The following is a 25,122-nucleotide window of genomic DNA, read 5'->3' as shown; positions in this document are numbered from 1 at the left end:
GACAAAGGACTAACGATTGGGGATGTTTGAAAAGCTACGCGATTAAACAATAGGACCTGCCAGTTGTTACTAATTCTAAAGAATCTATTTTGAAAACATACGTTTTAAAAACAGAACAAAAAATCCCAATCTCATTGGATGAGGCCTGGGATTTTTTTTCGTCACCCCTGAATCTGGCTAAAATTACGCCGCCAGATATGAGCTTTGTGGTAACATCCGATTATACCGCCGATACCAAAATGTATCCGGGTATGATCATTACCTACAAAATATTCCCCTTATTGGGCATCAAAATGAACTGGATGACCGAAATTACCCACGTTGCCGATCAGCAATACTTTGTAGATGAGCAACGTTTTGGCCCCTACGCCCTGTGGCATCACCAGCACCATTTTAAAGAGATTAAAGGAGGTGTGCAAATGAATGATATCCTCAACTACGCCATCCCCTACGGCCTCATCGGAACAATTACTAATAAAGTGTTTGTAGGTAAAGAAGTTAAAAAGATCTTCGCTTTTAGGGAAAAAGCTATTGAGACGCTGTTTGGGGTGTATGGAAAATGACCCTCGGTTTTGAAAGACTTACGAAGTTTTAAAAAACTTCGTAAGTCTGAAAGCTGTTATTATTTACGAATGACTTATAGCGGCCCGCTAACTACCAGATAAACAACGGCAGCAGCCATATTGGCGATATATAATACGGATCGTAGTAAGGTTCGTAGTATTCTATGGTTTCTTCTTCAACAACGGTGGTGGTGGTGGTGCCACCGTTATAGCCGCCGTTATTATTGTTTTGATTTTGCTCTTCCTCCATCAGCTTTATCATCAGCTCCGATCCCTGGTTTATGATATCTACCATGGCATCTTTGCCAACTTCGTCGGGCTTAATGGCGGTGTTGCAAATCTCCTCAATCTCGGCCCAGGCATCGTCGCCCATCAGGCCATTTTGCCAGCCCGCCGCGGTGGTATCAAACCTGTTTTCGTTAATGAACGACATGAAAACGATTTCGGCAGGGTCGATGTTTTTGAACATAGCCACGGCTATGCGCAGGTCGTCAAAACGCTCGTTGTCGGTAAAGTTGAACCAGTCGTCATCGGTATCAAAGTCAAAATAGCTGCTAAAGGCAAACTCGCCTTTCTCTAAATCAACAAATGAAAAAACGTCATAAACCTTCAAATACTCGGTATAACGTTTCATAAACGTATCAAATACTCCACGACCTTTGGAACTAACCTTATATACCCCTCCCGAACTAATGATATAACCATTGGCTGTTAACTCGGCAAATAAAGGCTGTAATGCGGCATCATCGCCATAAGCATTGCTGCTAAACTGGCGGTCGCCGTTAATCATTTCGTTTAAAACAACTATTGCTCTAAACGTTTTTATATTATCGTTTGATAAAACTGTATTTTTTCTTAACTGGATAGCCATAAATGTAATGAAGTATTAACCCCATGTAAATATCCCCGCCGATTAGCAGGAGACTTAAACGGAGTATGTGCTTTTATCTGATTTAAAATATTAAATTAATAGGGTTAACTCATGCTTATCGCCTGCGGCCAAAACCACCACGGCTACGACCAAAGCTCGACCTGCTGCCTGAGCTTCTGCCGCTGCCAAAGCTTGATCTGCTGCTTGACGAACTGCTGCTGCCAAAGCCGCCGCTGCGTACCCTGTTACTGGTGTTACGGCTGCTGAATGATCTTTGCGATGTTACCGGGTGGCTCAGGCTGCTCCTGTTGCTAACCCGCGATGACATAGCCGGCGAGGTGGTTGTTCTGAAAGTAGTATAGGTACGCGTACGTGTGTAATAATGTGGATAATACCCGTAGTGATACATAGGCACATAATAAGGATGCGGGCGCAAAAAGTAACTCATAATCAAAAAGTCGGTTAAGCCGAATGATGAGTGGTAATAATTATTGTAACCCACATAAGTTGGGTCGCCCTGGATATCCAGGTTAGCGGTATTGTTATTACCGGTTGGCTGCACGTTAATACTGGCCACCGTTACCGATTGCGAATTGCTTACATCATCAATTACGTTTAGCTTATTGTTATCGGCCTCCTGTACTTTAAGGTAATCTATATTGCCATCCTTATCCAAATCGAGGTTGTTGATTTGGTTCGCCGGGTTGTTGATGGCTTTTTCGAGCGTTTGCGGATCGGTACTGTTTTTAACAAACTGGGCAAGCTTATTTACATCAAAGCCGGCTGTGGTATTGTTTTCTATTGTTACATTATTTTGCTGGGGCGGGTTTTGGCTGCATGCCGAAAGACTGAACACTAAACCTGTAAGCGCAATGACTATTTTTTTCATGATGGTTGTCTGATTATTTGCCGGTATATAAGCGTTGTTGGTTTATGCCGACCGGCCTTTGGGTATTTGTTTTTTGATTTAGATGCTGATGTATTACCCAATGTTACAACTTTTTTAAAATAGAATCAAGAATTAAGAGTCGGGAATCAACGCAGAAAAAAAATGCAGCGAGACACCTGCTTACAGAACTATGTTCACTACAAAATTTCGTTAGCCTAAATATTCTCGACAAACAGCATAAATATTTATTAATATCTCCAAATATCAGCCTATAAACCTATTTTAGAGATTATTAATAAACACATTTACCTAAGCACTACCGGCCATGATCAAAAACTATTTTAAAACCACCCTGAGATATTTATGGAAGAATAAGTTTTTCTCGTTCATCAATATTATTGGCCTGGCTACGGGCATTTGTGTTTGCTTTTTCGCGCTGCTGTACGTTCATTTTGAACTGAACCACGATACCTATAACCAAAAAGCCGACGACATTTACCGCCTGGTAACCGATGTTAAAACACCATCGGGCATGAGTTATGAAAGTACGGCTGCCCCAGTTGGCCCGGCAATGAAGGCCGCCTTTCCCGAAATAAAGGACGTAGCCCGTGTTTTTATGGATGATATGATACTACAGAGCAACCCCAACAACGCCATGAAGGAGGAAGTTGCTTATGCCGATTCATCCGCCTTTAAAATATTTTCATGGCCGCTGCTGCGGGGCGATATCAAACACCTGTTTAACGCCCCATGCGATGTGGTGCTTTCTGAAACCGCCGCGAAAAAATACTTTGGCAATGCCGATGCCATGGGCCAAACCATGATGATAAACGGTAATACCAAGGCCACCGTAACCGGCATTATGAAGGATATCCCGTACAACGCACACATGCGTGTTGATTATATATTTTCAATATCAACCCTGGTTGATGACGATTGGAGCCATGACTGGGTTCGTTACGGGTTTTACACCTACATTTTACTGCAACCCGGCCAATCTATGGCAAAACTACAAGCAAAACTACCCGCCTTTGTAAAAGACAATTACGACGAAACATCCTTTAAACATAAGCTATTCCTGGAGCCATTAAAAAGCGTGTATTTATATGGCAAGCCACGCGGGCACCGTACCGGAACATCGGCCAGCGGCAGTATTACCAACGTGTATATCATTTCTGTTATAGCGGTATTGGTGTTGTTTATCGCATGCTTCAATTTTATTAATCTAACAACCGCTTTTTCCTTGCAAAGGGCAAAAGAGATTGGCGTACGTAAGGTGCTCGGTGCGTCAAAGTATCAGCTGATGCTGCAGTTTTTTATGGATGCTGTTGTGCTTTGCCTCGTGTCTTTCATCATCGCCCTGCTGTTTGCTTCCTTGTTATTGCCATTATTTAATCAACTCACAGGCACTATAATAGTCGATGGTATTTTTCATCATGTGCAGCATGTACTATGGCTGTTAGCGCTTGCTGTTGTGGTTGGCATTTTATCGGGTGCCTACCCGGCTTTGTTTTTATCGGGCTTTAAACCAATCAGTAGCCTTAAAGGTAAAACCGGTTCATCGGGTACCGGCCTTGTTCTGCGACGATCATTAGTGGTGGCGCAGTTTTCAATTTCGATATTTTTAATCCTGGCTACCACCATCGTTTACATGCAGTTAAACTTTATGCAAAATCAACAGCTGGGTTTTCAAAAAGATCATAAACTGGTGATTGATTACCAATTCAGCAAAAGCATCAACCAGCATACCGACGGAATAAAGCAGCAATTGATGGCTATTCCGGGTGTTAGTATGGTTAGTCTTTCATCGTCTATCCCCGGTACGCCTAATAATCAATACAATTCAATTATTGAAAATGGTAAAGGCGAAAATCAAACCATGAAAACCGACGTGTATTTTATGGACGATGTCTTTTTAAAACAATACCATATCGATTTGATTGCCGGTCGTAATTTTCAAAAAAATACCGCGCTCGATTCTATGAAAACCATGCTCATTAACGAAGCGATGTTAAAAAGCCTCGGCTTTAAAAAGCCCGAAGATGCTATTGGCAAACACTTTAAACAGCTTAACCACACCGGCGAAATTATAGGTGTGATCAAAGATTTTCATAATCACTCCTTTTTAGAAACCGTGCAACCCTTAACCGTACGGGTCGATTCGAGCCATTTAACCAACATTACTATCGATATCACGTCGGCCGATGTGCGCGGCACCGTACAGCAACTGGAAGCCACCTGGAAAAATATTTTACCCAATGTACCGCTGGTATACTTTTTTGCCGACGAAGCATACAACCAGCAATACATAGCGCAGGAGCGGTTTGGCCAATTGTTTATATGCTTCGCGATAGTGGCTATCGTGATATCATGCCTTGGCTTGCTGGGCTTATCTGCTTATAATATAGCCCAGCGTAAAAAGGAAATTAGTGTGCGAAAGGTCTTAGGCGCATCGGTGACTAATATTACGCTATTGTTATCGGCAGATTTTGTGAAGCTGATTGTAATAGCGCTACTCATAGCATCGCCTGTATCGTGGTTGTTAATGCACAACTGGCTGCAAAGTTTCGCCTACCGTATCAACATACCGGTTTGGGCATTTATATCATCAGGACTCGCGGCTATAGTTATAGCCTTGGTAACTATCAGTTTTCAATCTATAAAGGCGGCTGTGGCAAATCCGGTTAAGAATTTGAAGGCGGAGTGAGGGGCAATAGCGGCAGACTTGTTACTAAATACGTCAGGCAAATTGTGCCAATTCCCTTACGATATCTTGCAGAGAGCGTTGAGCGATGCATCCCTCAAAACAAAGATTTGCGCCAAAATGGAAACCACAAGGCGCAGCGGCAGCGGGCGTTTGACCGCGCTATCATTGGCGTTTCACCAATTAACGGCAGGTAGCTTTATGAGTTAAAAGAATACGGGTTACCCTTAACTTTGAAAAATGACATCCCGCCATTAAAACTCATTTAGGCCGACCTAAATTACATTCGATGAAGAATTTAAAGAACCTTTTAATGACTGCGATTACAGCTAATTTACTTACAGTTGTTTTATATCTATATTCTATAAGTGTTCCGGCCGGTTCTGGTGCGCCTTTGGTATTCAGCGTTTTTGAAATGCCGCTTCTATGGATTACCTGTTTAATTTCCGCCACTATTCTTGCGCTAAAGAAACGGAGGTTAATATTTAAGCGTCCGATATTAAAGTGGACAATTCTTCTACTGCTTTTTTGTACCCCTATCCCGTTAAGCAGCTTATCTTTTGTATTAAATTACACCGATACTTATGAAGGGTCATCCGGTTATAAACCACGTAACGGCGTTACAATAAAGGATGAAGAATGGTTTTATACCGTCAATCATAAAATGGCAATTCATAAATTCTTCAAGCTCAACAGGGAGGATTACACCTCAGTAAACGACTCATTATTCAGAAAAGATAGTGTTTGGGTATATTTAAGTCCCCAGGGCGATACAACAAAGCTTGAGCAGTATAAAAATGGAGTTATGGTATCAACAATTAATAAAAAAGTAAGCAAATAATAGCACCATGATGCTTCTTTTCAGGTATTCTTTGCAGAACTCCTGAAAAGAAGGGATAAACAGCTTTTACACCAGTTGTGTCAAAGCTTCTTTGCTAAATCCTTTAAGCTCATCGGTGCGGTTATCGCGGATCTTTTGCGCCCAGGCAGGATCGGCCAATAGTGGGCGACCAACGGCTACCAGGTCAAAATCGCCACGATCCATGCGGCGCAGTAACTCATCTAACGAGCTTGGGTTTGAGCTTGCGCCACGGAAGGCTGCTGTAAATTCGCCATCTAAACCAACCGAACCTACGCTAATGGTAGCTTTACCGGTTACTTTTTTTGCCCAGCCGGCAAAATTAAGGTCCGATCCTTCGTAATCTGTTTCCCAGAAACGGCGTTGCGAACAATGGAAAATATCTACACCGGCATCGGCCATGGGGTTTAACCAAGCTTCCAACTCCTGCGGGGTTTTAGCCAGCAAGTTGTTATAATCAGCCGGTTTCCATTGCGATAGGCGGATGATGATGGCAAAATCGTCACCAACCTGTTTCCTTACTTCCCTGATCACCTCAACTGCGAAACGGCTGCGTTCGGCAAGGGTTTTACCGCCATAAATATCGGTACGCTGGTTGGTTTCGTTCCAAAAAAACTGGTCTATCAGGTAACCGTGCGCTCCGTGAATTTCCACACAATCAAATCCTAAACGTTTAGCATCGGCCGCCGCTTTGCCAAATGCCGCGATGGTATCTGCAATATCGGCATCCGTCATGGTGTTACCATTATTATTGCCCGGCCTATTTAAACCCGACGGACCTTCAAACGGCTGCGATGGCATCCAACCCGAATGGTGGTTATCCATAATGCCCATATGCCAAATCTGCGGACCCATAGCGCCACCTTCGGCATGAACGCCATTGATCACATTTTGCCAGCCTGCCAAAGCTTCGGTGCCATAAAAATGCGGCACGTTGGCATCGTTTGATGATGATATTCTGTCAATAACAGTACCTTCAGAAAGGATCAAACCAACTTCGCCAGCGGCACGTTTGCGATAATAAGCGGCAACATCGGCGGTTGGTGTTCCATTTGGCGAGAAAGAGCGCGTCATCGGCGCCATTACAATCCGGTTTTTGATATTTAATGATTTCAGGCTAAAGGGCCTGAATAAAGTGTCGTTAACGCTCATGATATGTTTTATTTTGTAAATGCTTGTTATAATTCCGATTCAACCAGTTTGCTCAAGGCCATAAACGCTTCTTCATTGCGCTTGTAGTAAGTCCATTGCCCTACCCGGGTAACCGTAACCAACCCGGCACGCTGCATAATTGACAGATACTCTGATACGGTAGATTGTGTAAGCCCCGCCTTAGCCTGAATTTGGCCAACGCAAATGCCATTATCATAGCCATAAGGTTTTTGGTCGGGAAAACTCAATTCCGGCTCTTTAAGCCATTGCAATATCTGCAACCGGGTTTTGTTTGATAAGGCCTTGAATATCTCTAACTGATCCATGCCACAAAGATATATCGACTTTTCCCGATATTCCAATTAGCAATTAAGAGATGACATTAAGGAGATAAAAACGAGCGGGTTGGTGTGGTGAGATATCTAAGATATATTGTAATTCCTGAATAGGCTGGTCGTGTTTTTATTCGATTCCCTTTCGGATTCTCCAATGCAATTAAGGTGATGATTGATTTAATATCGAACAACGAATATCGAATAATGAAGTAAAACATTCGATATTGGACATTCGAAATTTATTATTCGATATTATTCCCGCTTACGTTCTCTTGAGTTACGCCACCTGCAATTCCCTTTTCACCGCCTGCCTTTTAAGCAGTGCCACGGCAAACAGGGCTCCCGTAATAGCCATAGCGACGCCTACCAGCTCGGGCGAGGTAAAGCCATAGCCCACGGCAATGGGCAAACCGCCAAGTAAGGCGCCCAGGGCGTTGCCGGTATTAAATGCCGCTTGCGTGGCTGCGGCGCCAAGCATCTCTGCTCCTTTGGCCGTGCGGATCATCAGAATTTGGATGGGCGAGCCAATGGCCATAGATAAGGCGCCCGTTATAAACGTCATGATGATGGAAAGTACCTGGTTGCCCGATACAAAATAGATGGTAACCAAGGCCACAGCCATGCTAATCAATAGTATTAAGCATGCTTTTACGGGAGCTACCCAGTCGGCCAGTTTACCGCCGAGTATATTGCCTATCACCATGCCCAGGCCGGCTACAATGAGTATGAGCGGCACGCTGTTTTTTGAAAAGTGACCAACATCTGTCATTAGCGGCGCTATATAGCTGATCCAGCAAAACAATCCCCCAGTGCCAATGGCTGTAGTTAACAGGATTAACCAGGCTTCGCGGGTTTTAAAGAAACCCATTTCAGATTTTATATCACCCTGCCGACTTACCGGCAATGCAGGCAACCAAAGCTGGATAAACAGCAAAGCCATTAAACCGATAAAAGCTATTAACGCAAAAGTGTACCGCCAGGAATAATGATGCCCAATGTAGGTGCCAAGCGGCACGCTCAGCAAATTAGCAATGGTTAAGCCAGCAAACATTACGGATATAGCCTGCGCTTGTTTCCCTTTCTCGGCCAGTCTGCTTGCAACCACCGATCCTACTCCGAAGAAGGCCCCATGTGGTAATCCGGATAATAACCGTGCAATAAACAGCGCGTTATCATCTGGTGCAAAGGCCGAAAACGCGTTGAAAGCAGTGAACATCACCATTAAGGCGATTAATATTTTTTTAGGAGGATAGCTACTGCTTATGGCAACCAATAGCGGTGCACCAATAACAACCCCAAGGGCGTAGGCCGAAATCAAATGCCCGGCAACAGGAATGCTAACGTTAAAATCTTTGGCAATATCGGGCAGCAGTCCCATCATCACAAATTCGGTAGTGCCAATGCCTAAGCCGCCAAGGGTAAGTGGTATTAAGTTCTTTTTCAATGTAAGTTAAAATATAGTGATTCCGGCTTCTTTGTAAACGTTCAGCCTTTCGTCGGTAGGTTCGGTATCGGTAACAATAATATCTACATCCGTAACCGGGCCAATGTAAAAGGATTCGGCAGTGTTTAGTTTATCCATGGTTGATAGCGCTATGGTTTGCCCGGCCATTTCCATCATGGTACGTTTTAATTGTGCCTCTTCGTGGTTTACGGTAGTTAACCCCATGGTTGGGTGTATACTGCAAACGCTCATCAAACACAAATCGGCCCTGAAGTTTTTAAACGTTTGGATAGTTTCGTACCCAATTGTGGTAAATGCGGTTTTGCAAAGCCGGCCTCCTGCAAATATTACCTCGGCTGTAGGGTGATCTTCTAAAACACTTACCACCGGGAAACTATGGGTAACCACCGTAAGCTTCATATCGGCAGGAATTAACTCGGCCAATGCCTGGATAGACGTACCGCCATCTAAAAATATCACCTGCCCCTCTTTAATGAATTGTAATGCCTTTGATGCCACTATCCTTTTTCGCGCCATATCGTGCTTCTCCCTCGCCCTAAAGTGATGAGGAATGGGCGAATGCGCCACAGCCCCACCGCGCACTGCTTTTAAGAGGCCTTTTTCTGAAAGGATTTTGATATCCCTGCGAATGGTATCTTCAGATACATTGAGCGATGCACTGAGATCCGTAAGAGATACACTGCGTGCCCTTGAAACCTGTTCTAAAATTTGTTCTAAGCGTTCGTCTTTGATCATAGCTTCACTGCAATTTATTGCAAATTAAAATAAAAACTTGCAAAATATTGCAATAAATACTTTCCTTTGTAGAAAATTATTGCAAAAAGATGAAAAAGACGATAGCAATTGACATGGACGGGGTGATGGCCGATACCGAACCTCACTTTTTTACCTATTATGAGCAGGAAACCGGTATCAGGCTTACCCGGCAGGATATTGCAGGCATGAGCGAGCATGACGCCTTTAATGGCATTGGGCATAAAATGGTGAACAAACCCGGCTTTTTCCGCACGTTGCCACTAATGGAAGGTGCTGTAGACGCGGTAAAATCACTAATGGAAGATTTTGAAGTGTATATTGTATCGGCCGCCATGGAGTTTCCGCTGTCGTTACCCGAAAAATATGAGTGGCTGGCAGAGCACTTTCCCTTTATAGACTGGCGGCACATTGTTTTTTGTGGCGATAAAAGCATCATCAAAACCGATTTCCTGATTGACGACCACTGCAAAAACCTGGATTATTGCCACGGCAAAGCGGTAATGTTTGATGCTTTCCATAACGTAAACCTGCATCACCACCAAAGGGTAAACAACTGGGCCGAGGTATTGGAATTGATGGAGGGCGAAAGAGAGTCGGGAAACGAAATAGAGTCAAGAATCAAGATAGGAAAAAAAAATTGAAATCGTCCTGGAACCTGTTTCAGGAACCCACAGGACAGGTAGCCTGAATGATGTACACTTGGCATGTGGGATGCTGAAATAAATCAGCATGACTTTGGAGTGGAGCACCCCACAGCTGTCCGAAATTGAAGATACCCGGACAGGAGTGGAGGTAAAAAATTTATGCCCCTGTTGCAAATTGAACATGCATTGGATCTGGCGTGTGGAAATGCTGGCCATTACTCCACCCATGATTTGCCCAAATCTGGTACCACCAGGGCTCCAGTGTAGTTGCGGCGGTTCCCCTGGGATTATGATCAGGGTCCCAGTCTATTGCTATACCCCAGCAATGCATAGAAAGCACTTTAGGATTTGATGTATTGGGCCTGTAGTTGTAACCTCCTCCTGTTTGGTCTACCCGTTTAGCGTGCAGCCATTGCTGAATTTGAGCTGTTGTTGCATTGGCCGGGAGCTGCGCTTTAGCATGCTCCCAAATTTCTGTAAGTACAGCAGTAAAGGAATCTGCCAGCAGTACATGTATCCTGATACCGGAGATTTTTACCAAACCGGCATCATCCTGATAATACAACTGCCAGCCGGCAGGCGGTTTAATCAATTTTATATTGGCCTGCTCCCAGGCTGGATTTACCTTGGTTGGATGGGCAGGATCAGTTGGATTACCGAACGCCTTAATAATTTCGTCGTAGCCATGAGGTGTGTTCATCGTGATATGGTTTTAGGTTGCTTAAAGATAAAGTACAGACTTTAAAATTGCAACATATTGTTTAAAAGATATTTAGGTAGAGTCGCCCACTCCAGTCAAACTATTCCCATTTATTAAACTACTTTAATTTTATTGAGGCGCTGGCTTTGTTCCTTTGTATCATACTAAAAAACGATATAATGAAAACATCACCAGAAAAAACCATTAAACAATACGTGGCCTCATGGAACGTAAAAGGCGAGGCTGATATTAAAGCAGCCTTTGCACAATGCTGGGCTGCCAATGCTACCTATACCGATCCGAATTATGAAAATGTGCTTGGCGTAGATGGTATTGCTGCATTATGTGTTGGCTCGCATGAAATAGCACCAGGGCGTATTTTTCATGTACATACCCTGCCAGATCATCATCATAATGTTGCACTTTATACTTGGACGGTTGATATCCCCGGTAAGGAAACCAAAGGCGGTACAGATTATATTGAGTTTGATGCCGAGGGTAAAATAGCCCGCCTTGTAAGCTTTTTTCCGCCTTTGTAACAAACGCTGCAAAATATTGCAAGAAATGCGCCGCGAAAGTTTGCCGGCGCATTTTTTATCTTTATAAAAAATCAAAAAAATGTTTGATGTTATCCTGGCCAATTTCGCCATGCATATTTCACTTAACGCCGCCGAAACAGCGCACGTGAAAAGCCTTCTTCAGCATAAGGCAGTGAAAAAGAATACGGTACTACTACATTCCGGTGATATTTGTAGAAATATTTACTTTGTGAACAAAGGATGCCTGCGCATTTTTAATACGGATAGTAACGGCGAAGAGCACAACATTTCATTTTGCCCGGAGAATTGGTGGGCCGTTGATATTTCCAGTTTTTCTGGACAATCGCCGGCGTTTTATGCCATCGGCACATTGGAGGATACTGATGTTTTTTACCTTAGTTACAGCATGCTTGAGCAATTGTATGTAGATGTGCCTAAGTTTGAACGCTTCTTTCGCATCCTTACTCAAAACGGCTTTAACTTATACCAGCGCCGCATAACCTCTAATCTATCCAAAACAGCCGAAGAGCGTTACTTACAATTTCAAAAACAATATCCTAAACTGGAGCAGCGCATAGCGCAGAAACAAATCGCTTCTTATTTGGGTATTACCCCGGTATTTTTAAGTATGATAAGGGGGAAGAAATCCTAAAACCCTCCCCCCCTGTTATTTTATTATTTACTGGTTAAAACCAATGTTGAGGTTTGTAAACCTTTTGATGTTGCCGTAAAGGTAATGTTACCGGCCTTCTCATTAGCCTGCACTATTGCCAATGCCAAACCGTGAAAAGCTTTGCGGTAATTCACTTTGAATGGTTCATGACTTACCGGGTCGCCGTTATCAACACTGGCTATAAAGGCTTCGCCATTAACTTTAAAATCAACCAGGTTATCGGCATCAGGTACTACGTTACCATCTTTATCCAATATTTTCACCGTGATAAAAGAAAGGTCTTTACCATCGGCCTTGATCGCCTTCCTATCAGCAATCAGTTGGATTTTTGCAGGCTCGCCAGCGGTTTTAACCTCGCGGGTTAATACCACTTTGCCGTTTTTACGGGATATCGCTTTAAGGTTACCTGGCTCATATTTCACGCGCCACATGATGTGCAGGTCGTCGCCCGTTTTCTTTTTAACACCTAATGATTTGCCGTTCAGGAAAAGTTCAACCTCGTCGGCGTTGTTGTAGTAGGCCCAAATATCAACCATTTTACCGGGTGTCCAGTTCCAGTGCGGAAAAATGTGCAGCACTGGCTTGTCAGTCCACTCGCTTTGGTACATGTAATAAACATCTTTAGGGAAACCCGCTAAATCGATAATGCCGAAGTATGAACTACGCGATGGCCAGCTGTAAGGAGTAGGCTCGCCCAGGTAGTCGAAGCCGGTCCAGATGAACATGCCCGATAGGAAATCATATTTCTTCATCACTTTCCAGGTCATTTCGTGGGTTGAACCCCATGGTGGCCTGGTGTTGTCATAAGCCGATACGTTGTTGCCTTCACGAACAAAAGGTTTATCATAACTCTCAGGCCATACCCTAATGCTATCTGATGGCATCTCATAATAACCACGGGTTTCTAAGCCCGAAGTAGTTTCGGTAGCGATAAACTTTTTACCCGGATACCTGTCATGGAATTTAGCATAATCATATTGGTGATAGTTATAACCAATCAGGTCGATAGCACCCGATTTCACAATCTTGTTACTTGTATCCGGCCTGTCGTTAGCCGTTGTAATAGGCCTGGTTTTATCAAGGCTATGAACAATAGCGGCCAGCTCCGGTGCTATCCTTAAAGCGCTTGTATCAGCCTGTTGCGGAATTTCGTTACCGATACTCCATATCATGATACTGGGGTGGTTACGATCGCGCAGCAATTGATCTTCCAGATCGCGTTTGTGCCATTCTTTGAAAAACAAATGATAATCGTAAGTAGCTTTTTTCCACTCCCAGCAATCAAATGCTTCGTCCATTACAATAAAGCCCATTTTATCGCACAGGTCAAGCAACTCCGGCGCTGGTGGATTATGTGAAGTACGGATGCCGTTACAGCCCATATCCTTCAACATTTGCAATTGGCGCTCCAAAGCACGAACATTTACAGCCGCCCCAAGGCTGCCCAGATCATGGTGATCACACACGCCTAAAATCTTCATCGGCTTGCCATTCAAGCTGAAACCTTTATCGGCATCGAAGTTGAAATAGCGGATACCCAACGTTGTGGTATAATTGTCAATAATAGCTTTACCATCTAAAACCTCTGTTACTATCTTATACAGGTAAGGATTATCTACCGACCATAGTTTGGGCGACTTAACAGTAAAACTGCTGGCCACTGTAAATGAAGTATCATTTAACTGCTCTTTTGATGGCAACGATCCTCCATTTGCAACAACTTTACCAGCGGCATCATAAATTGATGTTTTGATGCTTAAAGCGTTGTTGCCGGTAGCGTTATTTTTGATCTTAACTTTCAGATCAACAGTTGCCGAAGCATCTGTTACCTGGGGCGTAGTTACATAAGTACCCCACTGGTCTATAGCGGTTTTGGCTGTTGTTACCAATCGAACATTACGGTAAATACCAGATCCCGAATACCAGCGTGAGTTTGGCTGTACCGAATTATCAACTTTAACAGCTACCAAATTTGTACTACCATATTTAAGGTAAGGGGTAAGATCATACCTGAAAGAGATGTAGCCGTTTGGCCTGTAACCTAACAAATGCCCATTAATCCATACCGTACTTTTTTGATACACACCATCAAATTCAATATAGGTTTGTTTATCTTTTGAGCCGGCAGGTACGGTAAATGTTTTGCGATACCAGCCTATGCCGCCGGGCAGCGCGCCGCCTTCGGGACTGGCCGGGTTGTCTTTACTGAATTTACCTTCAATGCTCCAGTCATGCGGCAGGTTAAGACTGCGCCATTGGGAATCATTGGTTTCCGACGTTTCGCCCGTCGCCACATCGCCTAAATTAAAGCGCCAGCCTTTGTCAAAGTCCTGGATCTGCCTGCCCTGCTGGGCAAAGCTTTTGGTACAAAAAAGTGCAGTAGCAAGCAACAGGCTGCTTAATTTGGCAACCCTTGCAATTGATTTTATAGCATACATAAATGAATCTTAGGATTAATTGTATTTACGACACTAAATTATAAATAAATGTGAGATAAGAAAGAATGGGAGAAAAAAGCTAAAAGAGGGTTATCGTGTTAAACCGGCTTAATTTATAACAAAATCTACACTTGTTGTTGCACCTACGTTGGTGGCCATTACTTTAATAACCATATCATATTTATCAACTACCCCATCACCATTAATATCCTGGTGGATATCATCGCCAATTTTTGCGGCTGGTGTTTGCGCCGGCGAACTATTAATTTGAAACTGGCTGGTAAATTTACCGGTTACTATATAGGTAGCATTTGCATCGGTAAGCACCTTACCATCTGAATTGTAATGATATAAGTAATAAGTTTTACCCACAGCAACATTGAAATCAATTTTCCCTACAAAATTACTCTGTGCCTCGGCTTCATTATTCCCGTTCATTCTTTTCTGGTCAGATAAAAGTTGTACATCTAAACCACTGAGGTTAGTGCCGCTGGTTGGCTTTACGTTAACCTCAATTGTAGCAGTGGTAGAGTTAGTTCCCTTTTTACAACCTATTGCGATAACAGCCGTTAAGGCAACAATTAAAAACTTAAAACGCATAGTTATTTATATGATGATGTTAAAATATAGCTATTTCGGATGGCACAAATATTAAGCCGGCATATGCTACTTACTTCGTCACCGTATTTACCATACTAAACCCTACCAATTCGTCCCAACGAGCTGTTGGAGGGCGATAGTAAACCAATAGCTGGTAATCGTTCTCGGTTTCAAAATGGTTACCTTCTATGGGTACATCATCGGCTTTGCCGTTGCTATCCACCCAAACGTACTCATAGTCGTAAACGCCTTGTTTAAGGAGCAGGTTGGTGTAGTAGCGACCGGTTTCATCGCGGATAAGCCTGCTGTGTTCATCAAGTTTATAATCATTAAACTGTCCAACTATGTAAACAGCGCCATCGGTCCCCAGTCTGTTTGGGGCCAGGTTAAAATATACATGGGCGTAATCGGCATCGTTTCTGGGGTCGCGACCATCCTGGTTCAGGATGTAAAATTTGCCGTTATTATCATAATACTGCACATAGTTGGGATTATCACGCATAGGGTCGCTCAATAAAACCACAACATTGCCGGTGTCTTTATAAATTTTGGCTACACGCTGCGAATTGAGTTTCAACGTGCGCAAATCAAATAACCTAAACTCATTACGACCCGGAAAATCATTAATTGCCACATCATTAAATATCAGCGACGAACCACGGATATTGGTAGGCTGCGTATTTAAAGTAGCTGTTGCCGTACGCGCATTTTGCATTATCACCGTGCGGATTTCAAATGATGGATTTTGTACTCGCAGGCTGCCATAATCAACCGTAAAATTTAGCTTTTGATTGGTTTGCCTGGTTTGCGTGTTGGGCGACGCGCCAATTGTAGCCGCGATAGATACCTTTGAACCCAATACATATAAACGACGGGTAAGGATTAGCTTAGATTGATCTCCATCTTCATAAACCTTCAGGATATAATTACCCGATATTTTGGGAGCGATGTTATCGTTAGGAATCTGCTGCTCGTAATGGGTATATTTTTGAAAGGTGCCTGTTGAGTAAGTGTAGTTATAAAGCCTATCGTCCTGGAAACTTTTAAGGTATTCTGTCGGCGATAAGTTTGACGAATTCCATTTCGAGTCGCAATGTTCAATGGTATAGTAATAGTTCCGGCTACCGCCCCTTAGGTCGTCAAAAGCCAGCAGCACTTTATCGTCGCTACCAAGCTTGATAACCGGGAATACATTTTTGCCGGTACTGTTAAATTCAACGCTTTTTATAGCGGTGTTGTATACGTTATTATCGTAAGCATCCTGGGCTAAACACTTAAATGAAAATGCGACAAAAAACAACAGGTAAACAAGCTTTCTCATTAATTTCAATTTTTACTCCTCTTCTTCAACTGGCTTATATAAATACTGCTTCACATCGTAAACAAATAGCTGTACCGACATCCACAAAAAAGGAATCCCGGTACAAAAGCTGAACATTGCCAATCCATCCCCGTCAATTACACCATGAACAAGATAAAAGAAACCTATCCATAAAATAAACAACGCAAGTAAGCGAATAATCAGCGCCCGTTTAAAAGTGGCAAAAAACAACAGGATTTGCCCTATAAATAAATATATTGCCGAAGCGCCCAAATTGAGTTCATAATCTCGCTGTAAAGCAAACGAAAAAGGGTAGTTATGATGAAACGGAATCATCACCTCAAATAAAGCCATAGGCGCAACACCGTGCCCAGCACCAATTAAAATGCATAAGCTTGATATTAAAATACCTATGGTAAGTTTACGGTAAGAATCTATCATATGGTTATACATTTAAAGGTATAAATTATAAAAGTATATAAAACCATGTAAAACAAAAAAGCCGCTAATGTAACAGCGGCTTTCATTAATAATATTTTCAAAGCCCTCTCCCTTTAGGGGAGGGTTGGGTGGGGCTTACGCTTACGCTTCCAGTTCCAAAATTTGCTCCGCCAAAGCTTCCCATTTTTGTTGGATCTGTTTTAGCTCAGCTTGCTTTTGGCTATAGCTCGCGTTGGTTTCCTTTAGTTTTTGGCTATCGTTGTATATCTGTGTATCGGCCAGTTTGGTTTCCAGTTCTTTTACTGTTTTTTCAAGAGCAGCAATCTGCTCTTCCATTTTAGCCAAATCCTGGTTTAATTTTTTTAACTGTTGATGTTTGTTTTCGCCTTGCTGCTGTTTAACCGGCTCGGGCTTTTTCTCTTCTTTTTTTGGTTGAGGGGCAGGTGCCGCGGCTTTTGGCTCTAACTTGCGTTTAGCATTCCACTCATCATACTCGGCGTAAGTGCCCGGGTATTGTTTAATTTTTTGATCTTCAATAAACCAAATCTTATTGGCTACATTATCCAGGAAATACCTATCGTGAGATACCACAATAACAGTACCTTCATACTGTTGCAATGCCTGTATCAATATGTTAACCGATGCCATATCCAGGTGGTTGGTAGGCTCATCCAGTACTAAAAAGTTAGCATCGGCGGTAAGGGCCTTTGCCAGCGCCACGCGCGATTTTTCGCCACCCGATAGTACTTTGATCTTTTTAAACACATCATCGCCAGTAAACAAAAACGAACCCAATATCGAGCGCAACTCTGTATCCGTATGTTTTGGGGCGAATGCTTGTAGTTCCTGCAATATCTGGTTTTCCAGGTGGAGGCTCTCTAACTGGTGCTGTGCAAAAAACGTTTGGGTAACGTTATGGCCTGTTACCGCCGTGCCTCCAAACTCTTTATCGGCGCCTGCCACAATACGCAGCAAGGTAGATTTACCTTTACCGTTGGCCCCTATCAGCGCGATTTTATCCCCTTTTTCAATAATTGCTTCGGCATCATTTAAAATATCAATGGTTGGATATTTTTTGGTGATATGCTCCAACGTGGTTACATGCCTGCCAGATTGCTTGCTAAACCTGAAGCTGAAGTTAACCTCCGGGTTATCGTCATCCACATCATCAATACGCTCCATTTTATCAAGCATCTTGATACGCGATTGCGCCATTTTTGCTTTGGATGCCTTAGCGCGGAAACGTTCAATTAAACGCTCTTCCTGTTTTATTTTTGATTGCTGGTTTTTAAACTCGCCACGCTGAATTTCGGCACGTAATGCCTTTTCTTCTAAATAGAACGAATAGTTACCAGCGTAAACAGTAAGCTTGCCTTTGCGCGATTCCACCGTACGGTTAATAACTTTATCTAAAAACCACCTGTCGTGCGATACAATGATAATAGCGCCGTTAAAGGCTTTCAAATAATCTTCCAGCCATTGAATTGAAGGCAAGTCAAGGTGGTTGGTAGGCTCATCCAGTAGCAGAATATCGGGTGCCTGTAACAGAATTTTGGCCAACATAACGCGCATACGCCACCCACCCGAAAAGGTGCTTAGCTTACGCTGACATTCAGCTTCGCTAAAACCTAAACCGGCTAAAATTTCGTGTGCTTTGTATTCAATGTTATAACCGTCAAGCAGTTCAAACTCGTGCTGCTTATCGCTCAGTTTGTTTAAAAGCTCTTCGGAGTAATCGGTTTCCAGTTTTTTAAGTAAAACTTCAATCTCATCGTGCAGTTGATTCTGGCGCTCAAAAGCCTCCATAGCCACATGCACAATATTTTTATCAGATGAGTATGACAGCAAATCCTGGTTAAGGTAACCCATGGTAAGATCCTTAGCCATTGATATGGTGCCCGATGTAGGCTTATAGTCGCCTACAATAATTTTAAGGAGGGTAGTTTTACCGGTTCCATTGGCACCTATTAAACCAATTTTTTCACCGGGTTTTATATGCCAGTTGGCTTCATCGTAAAGGGCCCGCGCACCAATCTCAAACGTAAGGTTATTTATAGCAATCATTTGCGCGCAAAGATACGGTTTTTGGAGCAAAGACTTTTAGAGTAAGGATTTTTGGACAAAGGAGTAAGGACTTTTTTTCTCGCTGCCCATTATTAGCTCAAACACTCTTATCCTTTACGCCAAAAGTCTTTGCTCTTTGCTCCAAAAATCCTTATTCCCTCTACGCTCCTACCGCTTTCAGCCAGGTTTGAGCCATGAGGGCTTCGCCGGCTACGCTGGGGTGTACACCATCCAGGTTCCAATATGGGGCGGGGGCAATTTTTTCGGCTTTGGTGAAGGCGGCCTGGTAGGGCACAAAAACAGCATCGTATTGCTGGGCGATATCGGCGGCGGCTTTACGGAATAAATCAAACGTTGGGTACCATTTATCATCAACCGCTTTCACACCTTTTTGGGCAAATGGCTCGCAAATTACCAGTTTAATATCGGGCAGGGCAGCTTTGGTTCTGTCAAGCAGTTTTTTGTAATCTGCAATGTAAGTATCTATGGTGCCGGTGTAGCCACCGGTTAACGTGTGCCAAAAATCATTTACACCAATGTGAATGCTTAAAACATTGGGTTTTAAAGCCAGGCAATCGGTATCCCAACGCTCGGCCAATTGGTACACCTTATTCCCGCTAACACCTTTATTGTAAATCTTAAGGTTTTTATCGGCATGATTTAGCAGCAATTGCGATGCGGTGATCAAGGTATAACCCGAGCCTAATGAACTGGTGTTATTAGGATCGTTTTTGCTATGATCGCGTCCCCAGTCGGTTATGGAATCACCTTGGAAAAGGATTATATCACCTTCATTAAAAGTTATTTTTTTTGATGGTTTTTCGGCAGCCAACGCCGATGTTACAATGGCGGGTAAACCCACCGCGGCAAGTGTACCCACCGACGCTGTTTTTAAAAAATGACGGCGGCTGGGTGTAATATTATTTTTCATCTCTATAAGTTTTCGTTTAAGCGGACTAAAGCTATAAGGCTCCATTATTGGTTTGTATTGGTTATGATGCCAAAAACTGACTTTTCGAATTTACAGATTTACGTTGCTTTTTTAAACTTTGTTAAATTTTGTATCGGTTTTTGTTTGATTAATATTATGCGGGACTAAATTTCATAAAATATTGGTTTACACAGCCTGCGTAATTGCTAACTTCGCGGCATGTATTTTTTATTAAAACCCATCCTGTTCCAGTTCGATCCCGAAAAAGTACACTATTTTGTAACTCGTAACTTAAAACGCTTTAACCGTTTTCCCGGTGGCGCGGCTTTAAGCAGGGCTATATGGGATGTAAACAATCCAAGATTGGAACGCGAGGTATTCGGCCTTAAATTCAAAAATCCGGTTGGCCTTGCGGCTGGGTTTGATAAAAATGCAGAATTGATGGGCGAAATGGCTAATCTTGGTTTTGGCTTTGTGGAAATAGGCACTGTTACTCCGCTCCCTCAACCCGGTAACGATAAATTAAGAATGTTTCGCCTGCCGGCGGATGCGGCGCTGATTAACCGTATGGGCTTTAACAATTTTGGTGTTGATGTAGCGGCCGAACGCCTGGCAACTTTCCGCAAAAATGCTAAAGGAGCTCAAAAAGATTTGATTATTGGCGGTAACATCGGTAAAAACAAAGTAACAGCAAATGAAGACGCGGTAAGCGATTACATCAAATGCTTTGATCGGTTATTTGATGTAGTAGATTACTTTGTAGTAAACGTAAGTTCGCCAAACACCCCCGGCCTGCGCGAGTTGCAGGAAAAAGAGCCGTTGATGAACCTGCTGAATACCTTACAGCAGCGCAATTCTAAAAATGGCATCAGCAGACCGATATTGCTTAAAATAGCCCCCGATTTAACAGATTCGCAATTAGATGATATTGTAGATATTGTACAGCAAACCAAAATTGCGGGCCTTATTGCTACCAACACCACCATTAGCCGCGCGGATTTAAGCTCTCCAGATAGCTTAAAAAATGAAATGGGAGGCCTAAGCGGCAAACCATTAACCAAACGCTCAACCGAAGTAATCAGTTACATCCACAAAAAATCAAACGGATCGTTCCCGATTATTGGTGTTGGTGGTATCCACTCAGCCGAAGACGCGATAGAGAAATTGAATGCCGGTGCGGCTTTGGTGCAATTATATACTGGTTTTATTTATGAAGGACCGGGGTTAATTGGGAGGATAAATAAGAGTCTTCTGAATCAGAATTTTCAGAATTAAAGAATTTTCAGGATATTGAAATTCTTTAAAAACATATAAAATCATTACCGTTGGTTTTAACCAACGGTAACAAAAACAAAAAAGTCTTGGCTTCAGCCCAATTGTGCAAGCGGATTTGGGCTAAAGCCCTATTAACTCTCCCCATTGTTACCGTTGGTTAAAACCAACGGCAATGAAGCTTTATCTACCCTAACCGATACTCATCAAATTTAAACAGAATCTTAAAAATTAAATATATCTAATAAATATGCACCAAACCTGTATTCTGTCAATTCTAAAATCCTGTAAATTCTGATTCAGACCAAACAAAAAAAATCCTGCCGGTTTCTTAAACCAACAGGATTTTTAAAGATCTTGTAAAGCGCAGCGCGCTTAGATAGACAGAATTAAAGAGCTGCTGCTGCTGTAGCTAAAGCAGCGTTGTTTTTTTCAATTTGGTTGCCTTTTTTCTCTGCAGAACGGCTTCCGTACTCAATGTTAGTAGCCAGTTTCAAAAACTGAACTTCTAAACGAGAGAAAGTTTTGTTTCTTCTATCTTTTCTTTTTAAACGTGTAACGCCCATGATTTCTTTTTTTAATGTTTTTAATACCCTTGAGGTCGGGAGCGGATTCGAACCGCTGTAAAAGGTTTTGCAGACCTCTGCCTAGCCACTCGGCCACCCGACCCTATTTTTAAGGATTGCAAAAATAGTAATTTATTTATTGCAATACCAACAATTATTTCATTGAATTTCTTTTTATTTCAGAACACAGTATCGCGGTGGCAATTGCCACGTTCAATGATTCGGCTTTTCCGGCCCTGGGGATGGTTATTTTGGTGTTTATCAGCTTTTCAATTGCCGGGCTTACGCCATTACCTTCATTGCCCATTACCAGCAGCCCTTCATTGCCAAAAGCAGTATTATGCATATTTTGGCCATCAAGCATCGCTCCGTACAAAGGTAGCTTTATTTGTGGTAAAACCTGCTCAAGATTGGTATAATGTACATTTACCCGCGCCAATGAGCCCATAGTGGCCTGCACTACCTTGGGGTTATATACGTCAACCGTGTCCTCACTGCAAATAATATCAGTAATGCCAAACCAATCGGCCGTGCGGATAATGGTACCCATATTGCCGGGGTCTTGCACATTATCCAACACTAATGAAAACCGGTGTTTAAGGCTATCGTAATTTAAAGTGGGCCATAATGGCATTTTAACCAAACCAATTACCTCCTGCGGCGTTTTCAAGGTGCTGATCTTTTCGATATCCTTCATCGAAATCTCCTGAAAGTTTATATTCCGGGATAAATTCAGCATTTTTGGAACAATTGCAGGGGTATGGTAAATTGTATCAACCTGGTAGCCCGAGTTTGTAAATTCAATTACCGATTTATAACCTTCTACCAGGAACAGGCCATGCTCCCTCCTGAATTTTTTATGTTGTAAGGACGTTAATAAACTGATTTGTGATTTTGAAAGCATATACTAAACCTGCTGGTTACCGCTTTACAATATTAAGTATTTTACTGCTCATTATCGGGTCGGGCTGTAGCGTTACCCGCGGAATTAGAAAAGACCAGGCCTTGGTTCGCAAAATTACCATCAAAGGCATTGACGATCAGTTTAGTGAAGCCGCCTTAAATTATGTAGATAAAGATCAGCAGCCCAACAATAAACTCAATCTGCAATTTTATTACTGGTTTAGCAACAACGGTAAACGCAATATTGGCGAGGCACCCGCTATTTTAGATAGCAGCCTGGTTGATTATTCGCGCGGGCAGATGGAAAAGTTTATTCAAAGCAAGGGCTACGTAAAAGCAAAGATCACCGATACCGTAATCATCAAAAAACGCCGGGCCGAGCTTGTTTTTACTGCCGAAGAAGGTCCATTGTTCCGTATCCGCAAATTTGAAGATAGCATTCCCGATAAAAAGGTAAGGGATATATACCTGGCTAACCGCACCAAAATGTCGCACATACAGCCGGGCGGTCGTTTTGATATGGATAGCCTTGCACATGACCGTGATGAGATTTACCTGCTCATGAAACGCAACGGCTATTTTGATTTTTACCGGCAATATGTAAACTTCAACTACGATTCTACCTTCAACAGCAGCGTTGTTGATGTTAAAATGACCATCGATAATCCGCCAGGCAAAACTGAGCATCCTGTTTACACTATCAACAATACGCTAATTACCATTTCTACCAGTAACGGCAAAACCGCGACTAAGGAGGATACTTTAAAAGTTGATTCACAATACCGTTTTGTTGATTTTTCGCACCGTTTTGTGCCGAGAGTAGTAACAGACTATAACTTTCAAAAAAAGGGCAAACTGTATAACATTGATATGCAAACCCTTACTACCACACGCCTATCAGAGTTAAATGTTTTCAGAAATGTGCCCAACCCTATTTATGAAAAACTGCCCGATAGCACACATCGCCTCAATACCAAAATAGATATTATCCCCCTTAAACATTACTCGGACCGGGTAGAGGGTGAGTTTCTGTTTGCTAACGGGCGTTATGGGTACAACATAGGTAATACCTTTACCAACCGCAACCTGTTTAAACAAGCAGCCATTTTGGAGTTTAAAGTTAACTGGAGTATTTTATTTGATAACGGCTCAAATACCACCAATAGCAACGGTATCCAAAACCAGGAGTTTAGGGTTGGTGCAAACTTGACTTTCCCGCGCATATTATCGCCGTTTGATTTCCCGTTGCAGGGAAAATTTGGTGTGCCACATACCACCTTTTCAACCAACTACTCGTTATTTTATCAAAAGGGGCTGGTTACGCGCCAAAGCTTTGTAAACTCAATATCTTACGATTTTTGGGAAACTACCCGAAAACAGCATACCATTACCCCCATCAACATTGAGTTTTCAAAAGGTACTATTGACCCCGCAGCAAGGGATACGCTGGTTAAACCCGAGTATAACCGGTACTCGTACGTTTACCTTATAGGCCGCACCGTGTTTACTACAGGTAGCCAGTACACCTTTCAATATAATGCCATTGAACTTAACACCTATGATAACTTCACTTATTTTAGGGGAAGCCTTGACATAGGCGGCAATTTCCTGAGCCTGCTTAGCAATAGCTTCAATACTAAAAGGGATACGCTGGGCCAACGTACGTTGTTTGGGTATACGTTTTCGCAATACACCAAAACCGATATGGATTTGCGTATTTACCGTTCTTTTGGCGGCGAGCGGCAATTTATATTCCGCATTAACCCGGGCATAGGTGTGCCGTATGGCAACAGCAGCTCGCTGATATTTGAAAAGAACTTTTATACAGGTGGCGCCAATGATATGCGCGCCTGGTTACCGCGCACGCTTGGTCCGGGTCAGTTTAACAGGGCTACCTATTACGGCACCGATGATGTACAACGAAACAAATACAAGTACATAGATCAGTTTGGTGAGATAAAGATTGTAGCCAATGCCGAGTACCGCTACAAACTGGTAGATAACTTTTTTGGGGCCAAATTGAAGGGAGCTGTTTTTATGGATGCCGGTAATATATGGCGATTAGGCAAAAAAGCCGAGAACCCAGGCGGCGAGTTCAGGTTAAACAACCTATACCAATCCACAGCTTTAGGTATAGGCACAGGTTTAAGGTTTGATTTGAGCTTCTTCGTTTTCAGACTTGATTATGCCTTTAAGCTAAAAGATCCACAATTTAATGGTGCCGACCAATGGGTGCTGTTTAAACACAGCAACGAACTTTTCCATACCGGAGATTTCAAAACCAATTACCTAAAAACCACCGGCGACAACTACAACTTTGCCCAGCTGAATTTCGGCATAGGACTACCGTTTTAATTGGTGAATTAGCGAAGTAGTGATTTGAATTATTGAATTATTGAATTATTGAATTATTGAATTATTGAATTATTGAATTAT

The 25,122-nt window shown here is 42.7% G+C and carries 23 protein-coding genes and 1 tRNA gene; 8 read left to right on the top strand and 16 right to left on the bottom strand.

Going from position 1 to position 25,122, the window contains the following annotated elements:
• The first annotated feature begins 89 nt into the window (after window positions 1-89).
• Window positions 90-563: an SRPBCC family protein gene (locus tag QWZ17_RS15000; protein ID WP_290306069.1), complete on the top strand. Its 474-nt coding sequence runs from the start codon at window positions 90-92 to the stop codon at window positions 561-563.
• A 91-nt stretch (window positions 564-654) separates the two neighbouring features.
• On the opposite strand, the gene QWZ17_RS14995 is transcribed toward QWZ17_RS15000, so the two are convergent.
• Window positions 655-1,434 carry a hypothetical protein gene (locus QWZ17_RS14995; protein WP_290306068.1) on the bottom strand — a complete coding sequence of 260 codons (780 nt, stop codon included), beginning with the start codon at window positions 1,432-1,434 and terminating at the stop codon, window positions 655-657.
• Window positions 1,435-1,549: 115 nt separating this feature from the next.
• A complete protein-coding gene (locus QWZ17_RS14990) occupies window positions 1,550-2,323 on the bottom strand; it encodes a putative periplasmic lipoprotein (RefSeq protein WP_290306067.1) in 774 nt (257 codons plus the stop codon).
• 325 nt (window positions 2,324-2,648) lie between these two features.
• Between QWZ17_RS14990 and QWZ17_RS14985 the strand changes: the two genes are divergently transcribed.
• Together QWZ17_RS14985 and QWZ17_RS14980 are read left to right on the top strand one after the other, a co-directional pair.
• Window positions 2,649-5,030 carry an ABC transporter permease gene (locus QWZ17_RS14985; RefSeq protein ID WP_290306066.1) on the top strand — a complete coding sequence of 794 codons (2,382 nt, stop codon included), beginning with the start codon at window positions 2,649-2,651 and terminating at the stop codon, window positions 5,028-5,030.
• 286 nt (window positions 5,031-5,316) lie between these two features.
• The gene (locus QWZ17_RS14980) at window positions 5,317-5,868 is read left to right on the top strand and encodes a hypothetical protein (RefSeq protein WP_290306065.1); all 552 of its coding nucleotides are present in this window, start codon (window positions 5,317-5,319) and stop codon (window positions 5,866-5,868) included.
• Window positions 5,869-5,934: 66 nt separating this feature from the next.
• Here the strand turns inward: QWZ17_RS14980 and QWZ17_RS14975 are convergent, their stop codons facing one another.
• The 4 genes from QWZ17_RS14975 to QWZ17_RS14960 all read right to left on the bottom strand — a co-directional run bounded on the left by QWZ17_RS14975 (window position 5,935) and on the right by QWZ17_RS14960 (window position 9,573).
• Window positions 5,935-7,038, bottom strand: a complete 1,104-nt coding sequence (locus tag QWZ17_RS14975; protein ID WP_290306064.1) for an NADH:flavin oxidoreductase — start codon at window positions 7,036-7,038, stop codon at window positions 5,935-5,937.
• A gap of 26 nt (window positions 7,039-7,064) precedes the next feature.
• The gene (locus QWZ17_RS14970; RefSeq protein WP_290306063.1) at window positions 7,065-7,364 is read right to left on the bottom strand and encodes an ArsR/SmtB family transcription factor; all 300 of its coding nucleotides are present in this window, start codon (window positions 7,362-7,364) and stop codon (window positions 7,065-7,067) included.
• A 286-nt stretch (window positions 7,365-7,650) separates the two neighbouring features.
• Entirely contained in the window at window positions 7,651-8,817 is a 1,167-nt protein-coding gene (locus QWZ17_RS14965; RefSeq protein WP_290306062.1) for an MFS transporter, read from the bottom strand.
• A 6-nt stretch (window positions 8,818-8,823) separates the two neighbouring features.
• Window positions 8,824-9,573 carry a DeoR/GlpR family DNA-binding transcription regulator gene (locus QWZ17_RS14960; protein ID WP_290306061.1) on the bottom strand — a complete coding sequence of 250 codons (750 nt, stop codon included), beginning with the start codon at window positions 9,571-9,573 and terminating at the stop codon, window positions 8,824-8,826.
• 89 nt (window positions 9,574-9,662) lie between these two features.
• Between QWZ17_RS14960 and QWZ17_RS14955 the strand changes: the two genes are divergently transcribed.
• Window positions 9,663-10,235 carry a 5' nucleotidase, NT5C type gene (locus QWZ17_RS14955; RefSeq protein ID WP_290306060.1) on the top strand — a complete coding sequence of 191 codons (573 nt, stop codon included), beginning with the start codon at window positions 9,663-9,665 and terminating at the stop codon, window positions 10,233-10,235.
• Between the two features lie 160 nt (window positions 10,236-10,395).
• On the opposite strand, the gene QWZ17_RS14950 is transcribed toward QWZ17_RS14955, so the two are convergent.
• Window positions 10,396-10,938: a M15 family metallopeptidase gene (locus QWZ17_RS14950; RefSeq protein WP_290306059.1), complete on the bottom strand. Its 543-nt coding sequence runs from the start codon at window positions 10,936-10,938 to the stop codon at window positions 10,396-10,398.
• A 179-nt stretch (window positions 10,939-11,117) separates the two neighbouring features.
• Between QWZ17_RS14950 and QWZ17_RS14945 the strand changes: the two genes are divergently transcribed.
• Both QWZ17_RS14945 and QWZ17_RS14940 read left to right on the top strand, forming a co-directional pair.
• Window positions 11,118-11,477, top strand: a complete 360-nt coding sequence (locus tag QWZ17_RS14945; RefSeq protein ID WP_290306058.1) for a nuclear transport factor 2 family protein — start codon at window positions 11,118-11,120, stop codon at window positions 11,475-11,477.
• 79 nt (window positions 11,478-11,556) lie between these two features.
• The gene (locus QWZ17_RS14940; RefSeq protein ID WP_290306057.1) at window positions 11,557-12,129 is read left to right on the top strand and encodes a Crp/Fnr family transcriptional regulator; all 573 of its coding nucleotides are present in this window, start codon (window positions 11,557-11,559) and stop codon (window positions 12,127-12,129) included.
• Window positions 12,130-12,152: 23 nt separating this feature from the next.
• Here the strand turns inward: QWZ17_RS14940 and galB are convergent, their stop codons facing one another.
• The 6 genes from galB to QWZ17_RS14910 form a co-directional block, all read right to left on the bottom strand.
• The gene (galB, locus tag QWZ17_RS14935) at window positions 12,153-14,588 is read right to left on the bottom strand and encodes a beta-galactosidase GalB (RefSeq protein WP_290306056.1); all 2,436 of its coding nucleotides are present in this window, start codon (window positions 14,586-14,588) and stop codon (window positions 12,153-12,155) included.
• Window positions 14,589-14,696: 108 nt separating this feature from the next.
• Complete coding sequence (locus QWZ17_RS14930; protein WP_290306055.1) at window positions 14,697-15,188, bottom strand: hypothetical protein; 492 nt, start codon at window positions 15,186-15,188, stop codon at window positions 14,697-14,699.
• Between the two features lie 70 nt (window positions 15,189-15,258).
• Window positions 15,259-16,509, bottom strand: a complete 1,251-nt coding sequence (locus QWZ17_RS14925; protein ID WP_290306054.1) for a type IX secretion system plug protein — start codon at window positions 16,507-16,509, stop codon at window positions 15,259-15,261.
• A gap of 12 nt (window positions 16,510-16,521) precedes the next feature.
• Window positions 16,522-16,950 (bottom strand): hypothetical protein, encoded by a 429-nt coding sequence (locus tag QWZ17_RS14920; RefSeq protein WP_290306053.1) that lies wholly within the window; start codon window positions 16,948-16,950, stop codon window positions 16,522-16,524.
• A gap of 141 nt (window positions 16,951-17,091) precedes the next feature.
• The gene (abc-f, locus tag QWZ17_RS14915; protein ID WP_290306052.1) at window positions 17,092-19,014 is read right to left on the bottom strand and encodes a ribosomal protection-like ABC-F family protein; all 1,923 of its coding nucleotides are present in this window, start codon (window positions 19,012-19,014) and stop codon (window positions 17,092-17,094) included.
• A 160-nt stretch (window positions 19,015-19,174) separates the two neighbouring features.
• Window positions 19,175-19,990, bottom strand: a complete 816-nt coding sequence (locus tag QWZ17_RS14910) for an SGNH/GDSL hydrolase family protein (protein WP_290306051.1) — start codon at window positions 19,988-19,990, stop codon at window positions 19,175-19,177.
• 174 nt (window positions 19,991-20,164) lie between these two features.
• On the opposite strand from QWZ17_RS14910, the gene QWZ17_RS14905 reads away from it, so the two are divergent.
• On the top strand, window positions 20,165-21,220 hold the full coding sequence (locus QWZ17_RS14905) for a quinone-dependent dihydroorotate dehydrogenase (protein WP_290306050.1): 1,056 nt from the start codon (window positions 20,165-20,167) through the stop codon (window positions 21,218-21,220).
• Between the two features lie 386 nt (window positions 21,221-21,606).
• On the opposite strand, the gene QWZ17_RS14900 is transcribed toward QWZ17_RS14905, so the two are convergent.
• From QWZ17_RS14900 to QWZ17_RS14890, 3 genes are all read right to left on the bottom strand, one after another.
• Window positions 21,607-21,783, bottom strand: a complete 177-nt coding sequence (locus tag QWZ17_RS14900) for a spore protein (protein ID WP_290306049.1) — start codon at window positions 21,781-21,783, stop codon at window positions 21,607-21,609.
• 32 nt (window positions 21,784-21,815) lie between these two features.
• Window positions 21,816-21,886 (bottom strand) — tRNA-Cys (locus QWZ17_RS14895).
• A 51-nt stretch (window positions 21,887-21,937) separates the two neighbouring features.
• A complete protein-coding gene (locus QWZ17_RS14890) occupies window positions 21,938-22,687 on the bottom strand; it encodes a TrmH family RNA methyltransferase (RefSeq protein ID WP_290306048.1) in 750 nt (249 codons plus the stop codon).
• Between QWZ17_RS14890 and tamL the strand changes: the two genes are divergently transcribed.
• Window positions 22,678-25,041 carry a translocation and assembly module lipoprotein TamL gene (gene tamL, locus QWZ17_RS14885; RefSeq protein WP_290306047.1) on the top strand — a complete coding sequence of 788 codons (2,364 nt, stop codon included), beginning with the start codon at window positions 22,678-22,680 and terminating at the stop codon, window positions 25,039-25,041. The genes QWZ17_RS14890 and tamL overlap by 10 nt on opposite strands.
• Window positions 25,042-25,122: the final 81 nt, after the last annotated feature.

It is taken from the genome of Mucilaginibacter flavus (assembly GCF_030409315.1).
GTDB lineage: Bacteria > Bacteroidota > Bacteroidia > Sphingobacteriales > Sphingobacteriaceae > Mucilaginibacter > Mucilaginibacter flavus.
Note: the sequence above shows the minus strand (reverse complement) of the source record. Positions and strands in the feature narration are given on the sequence as shown.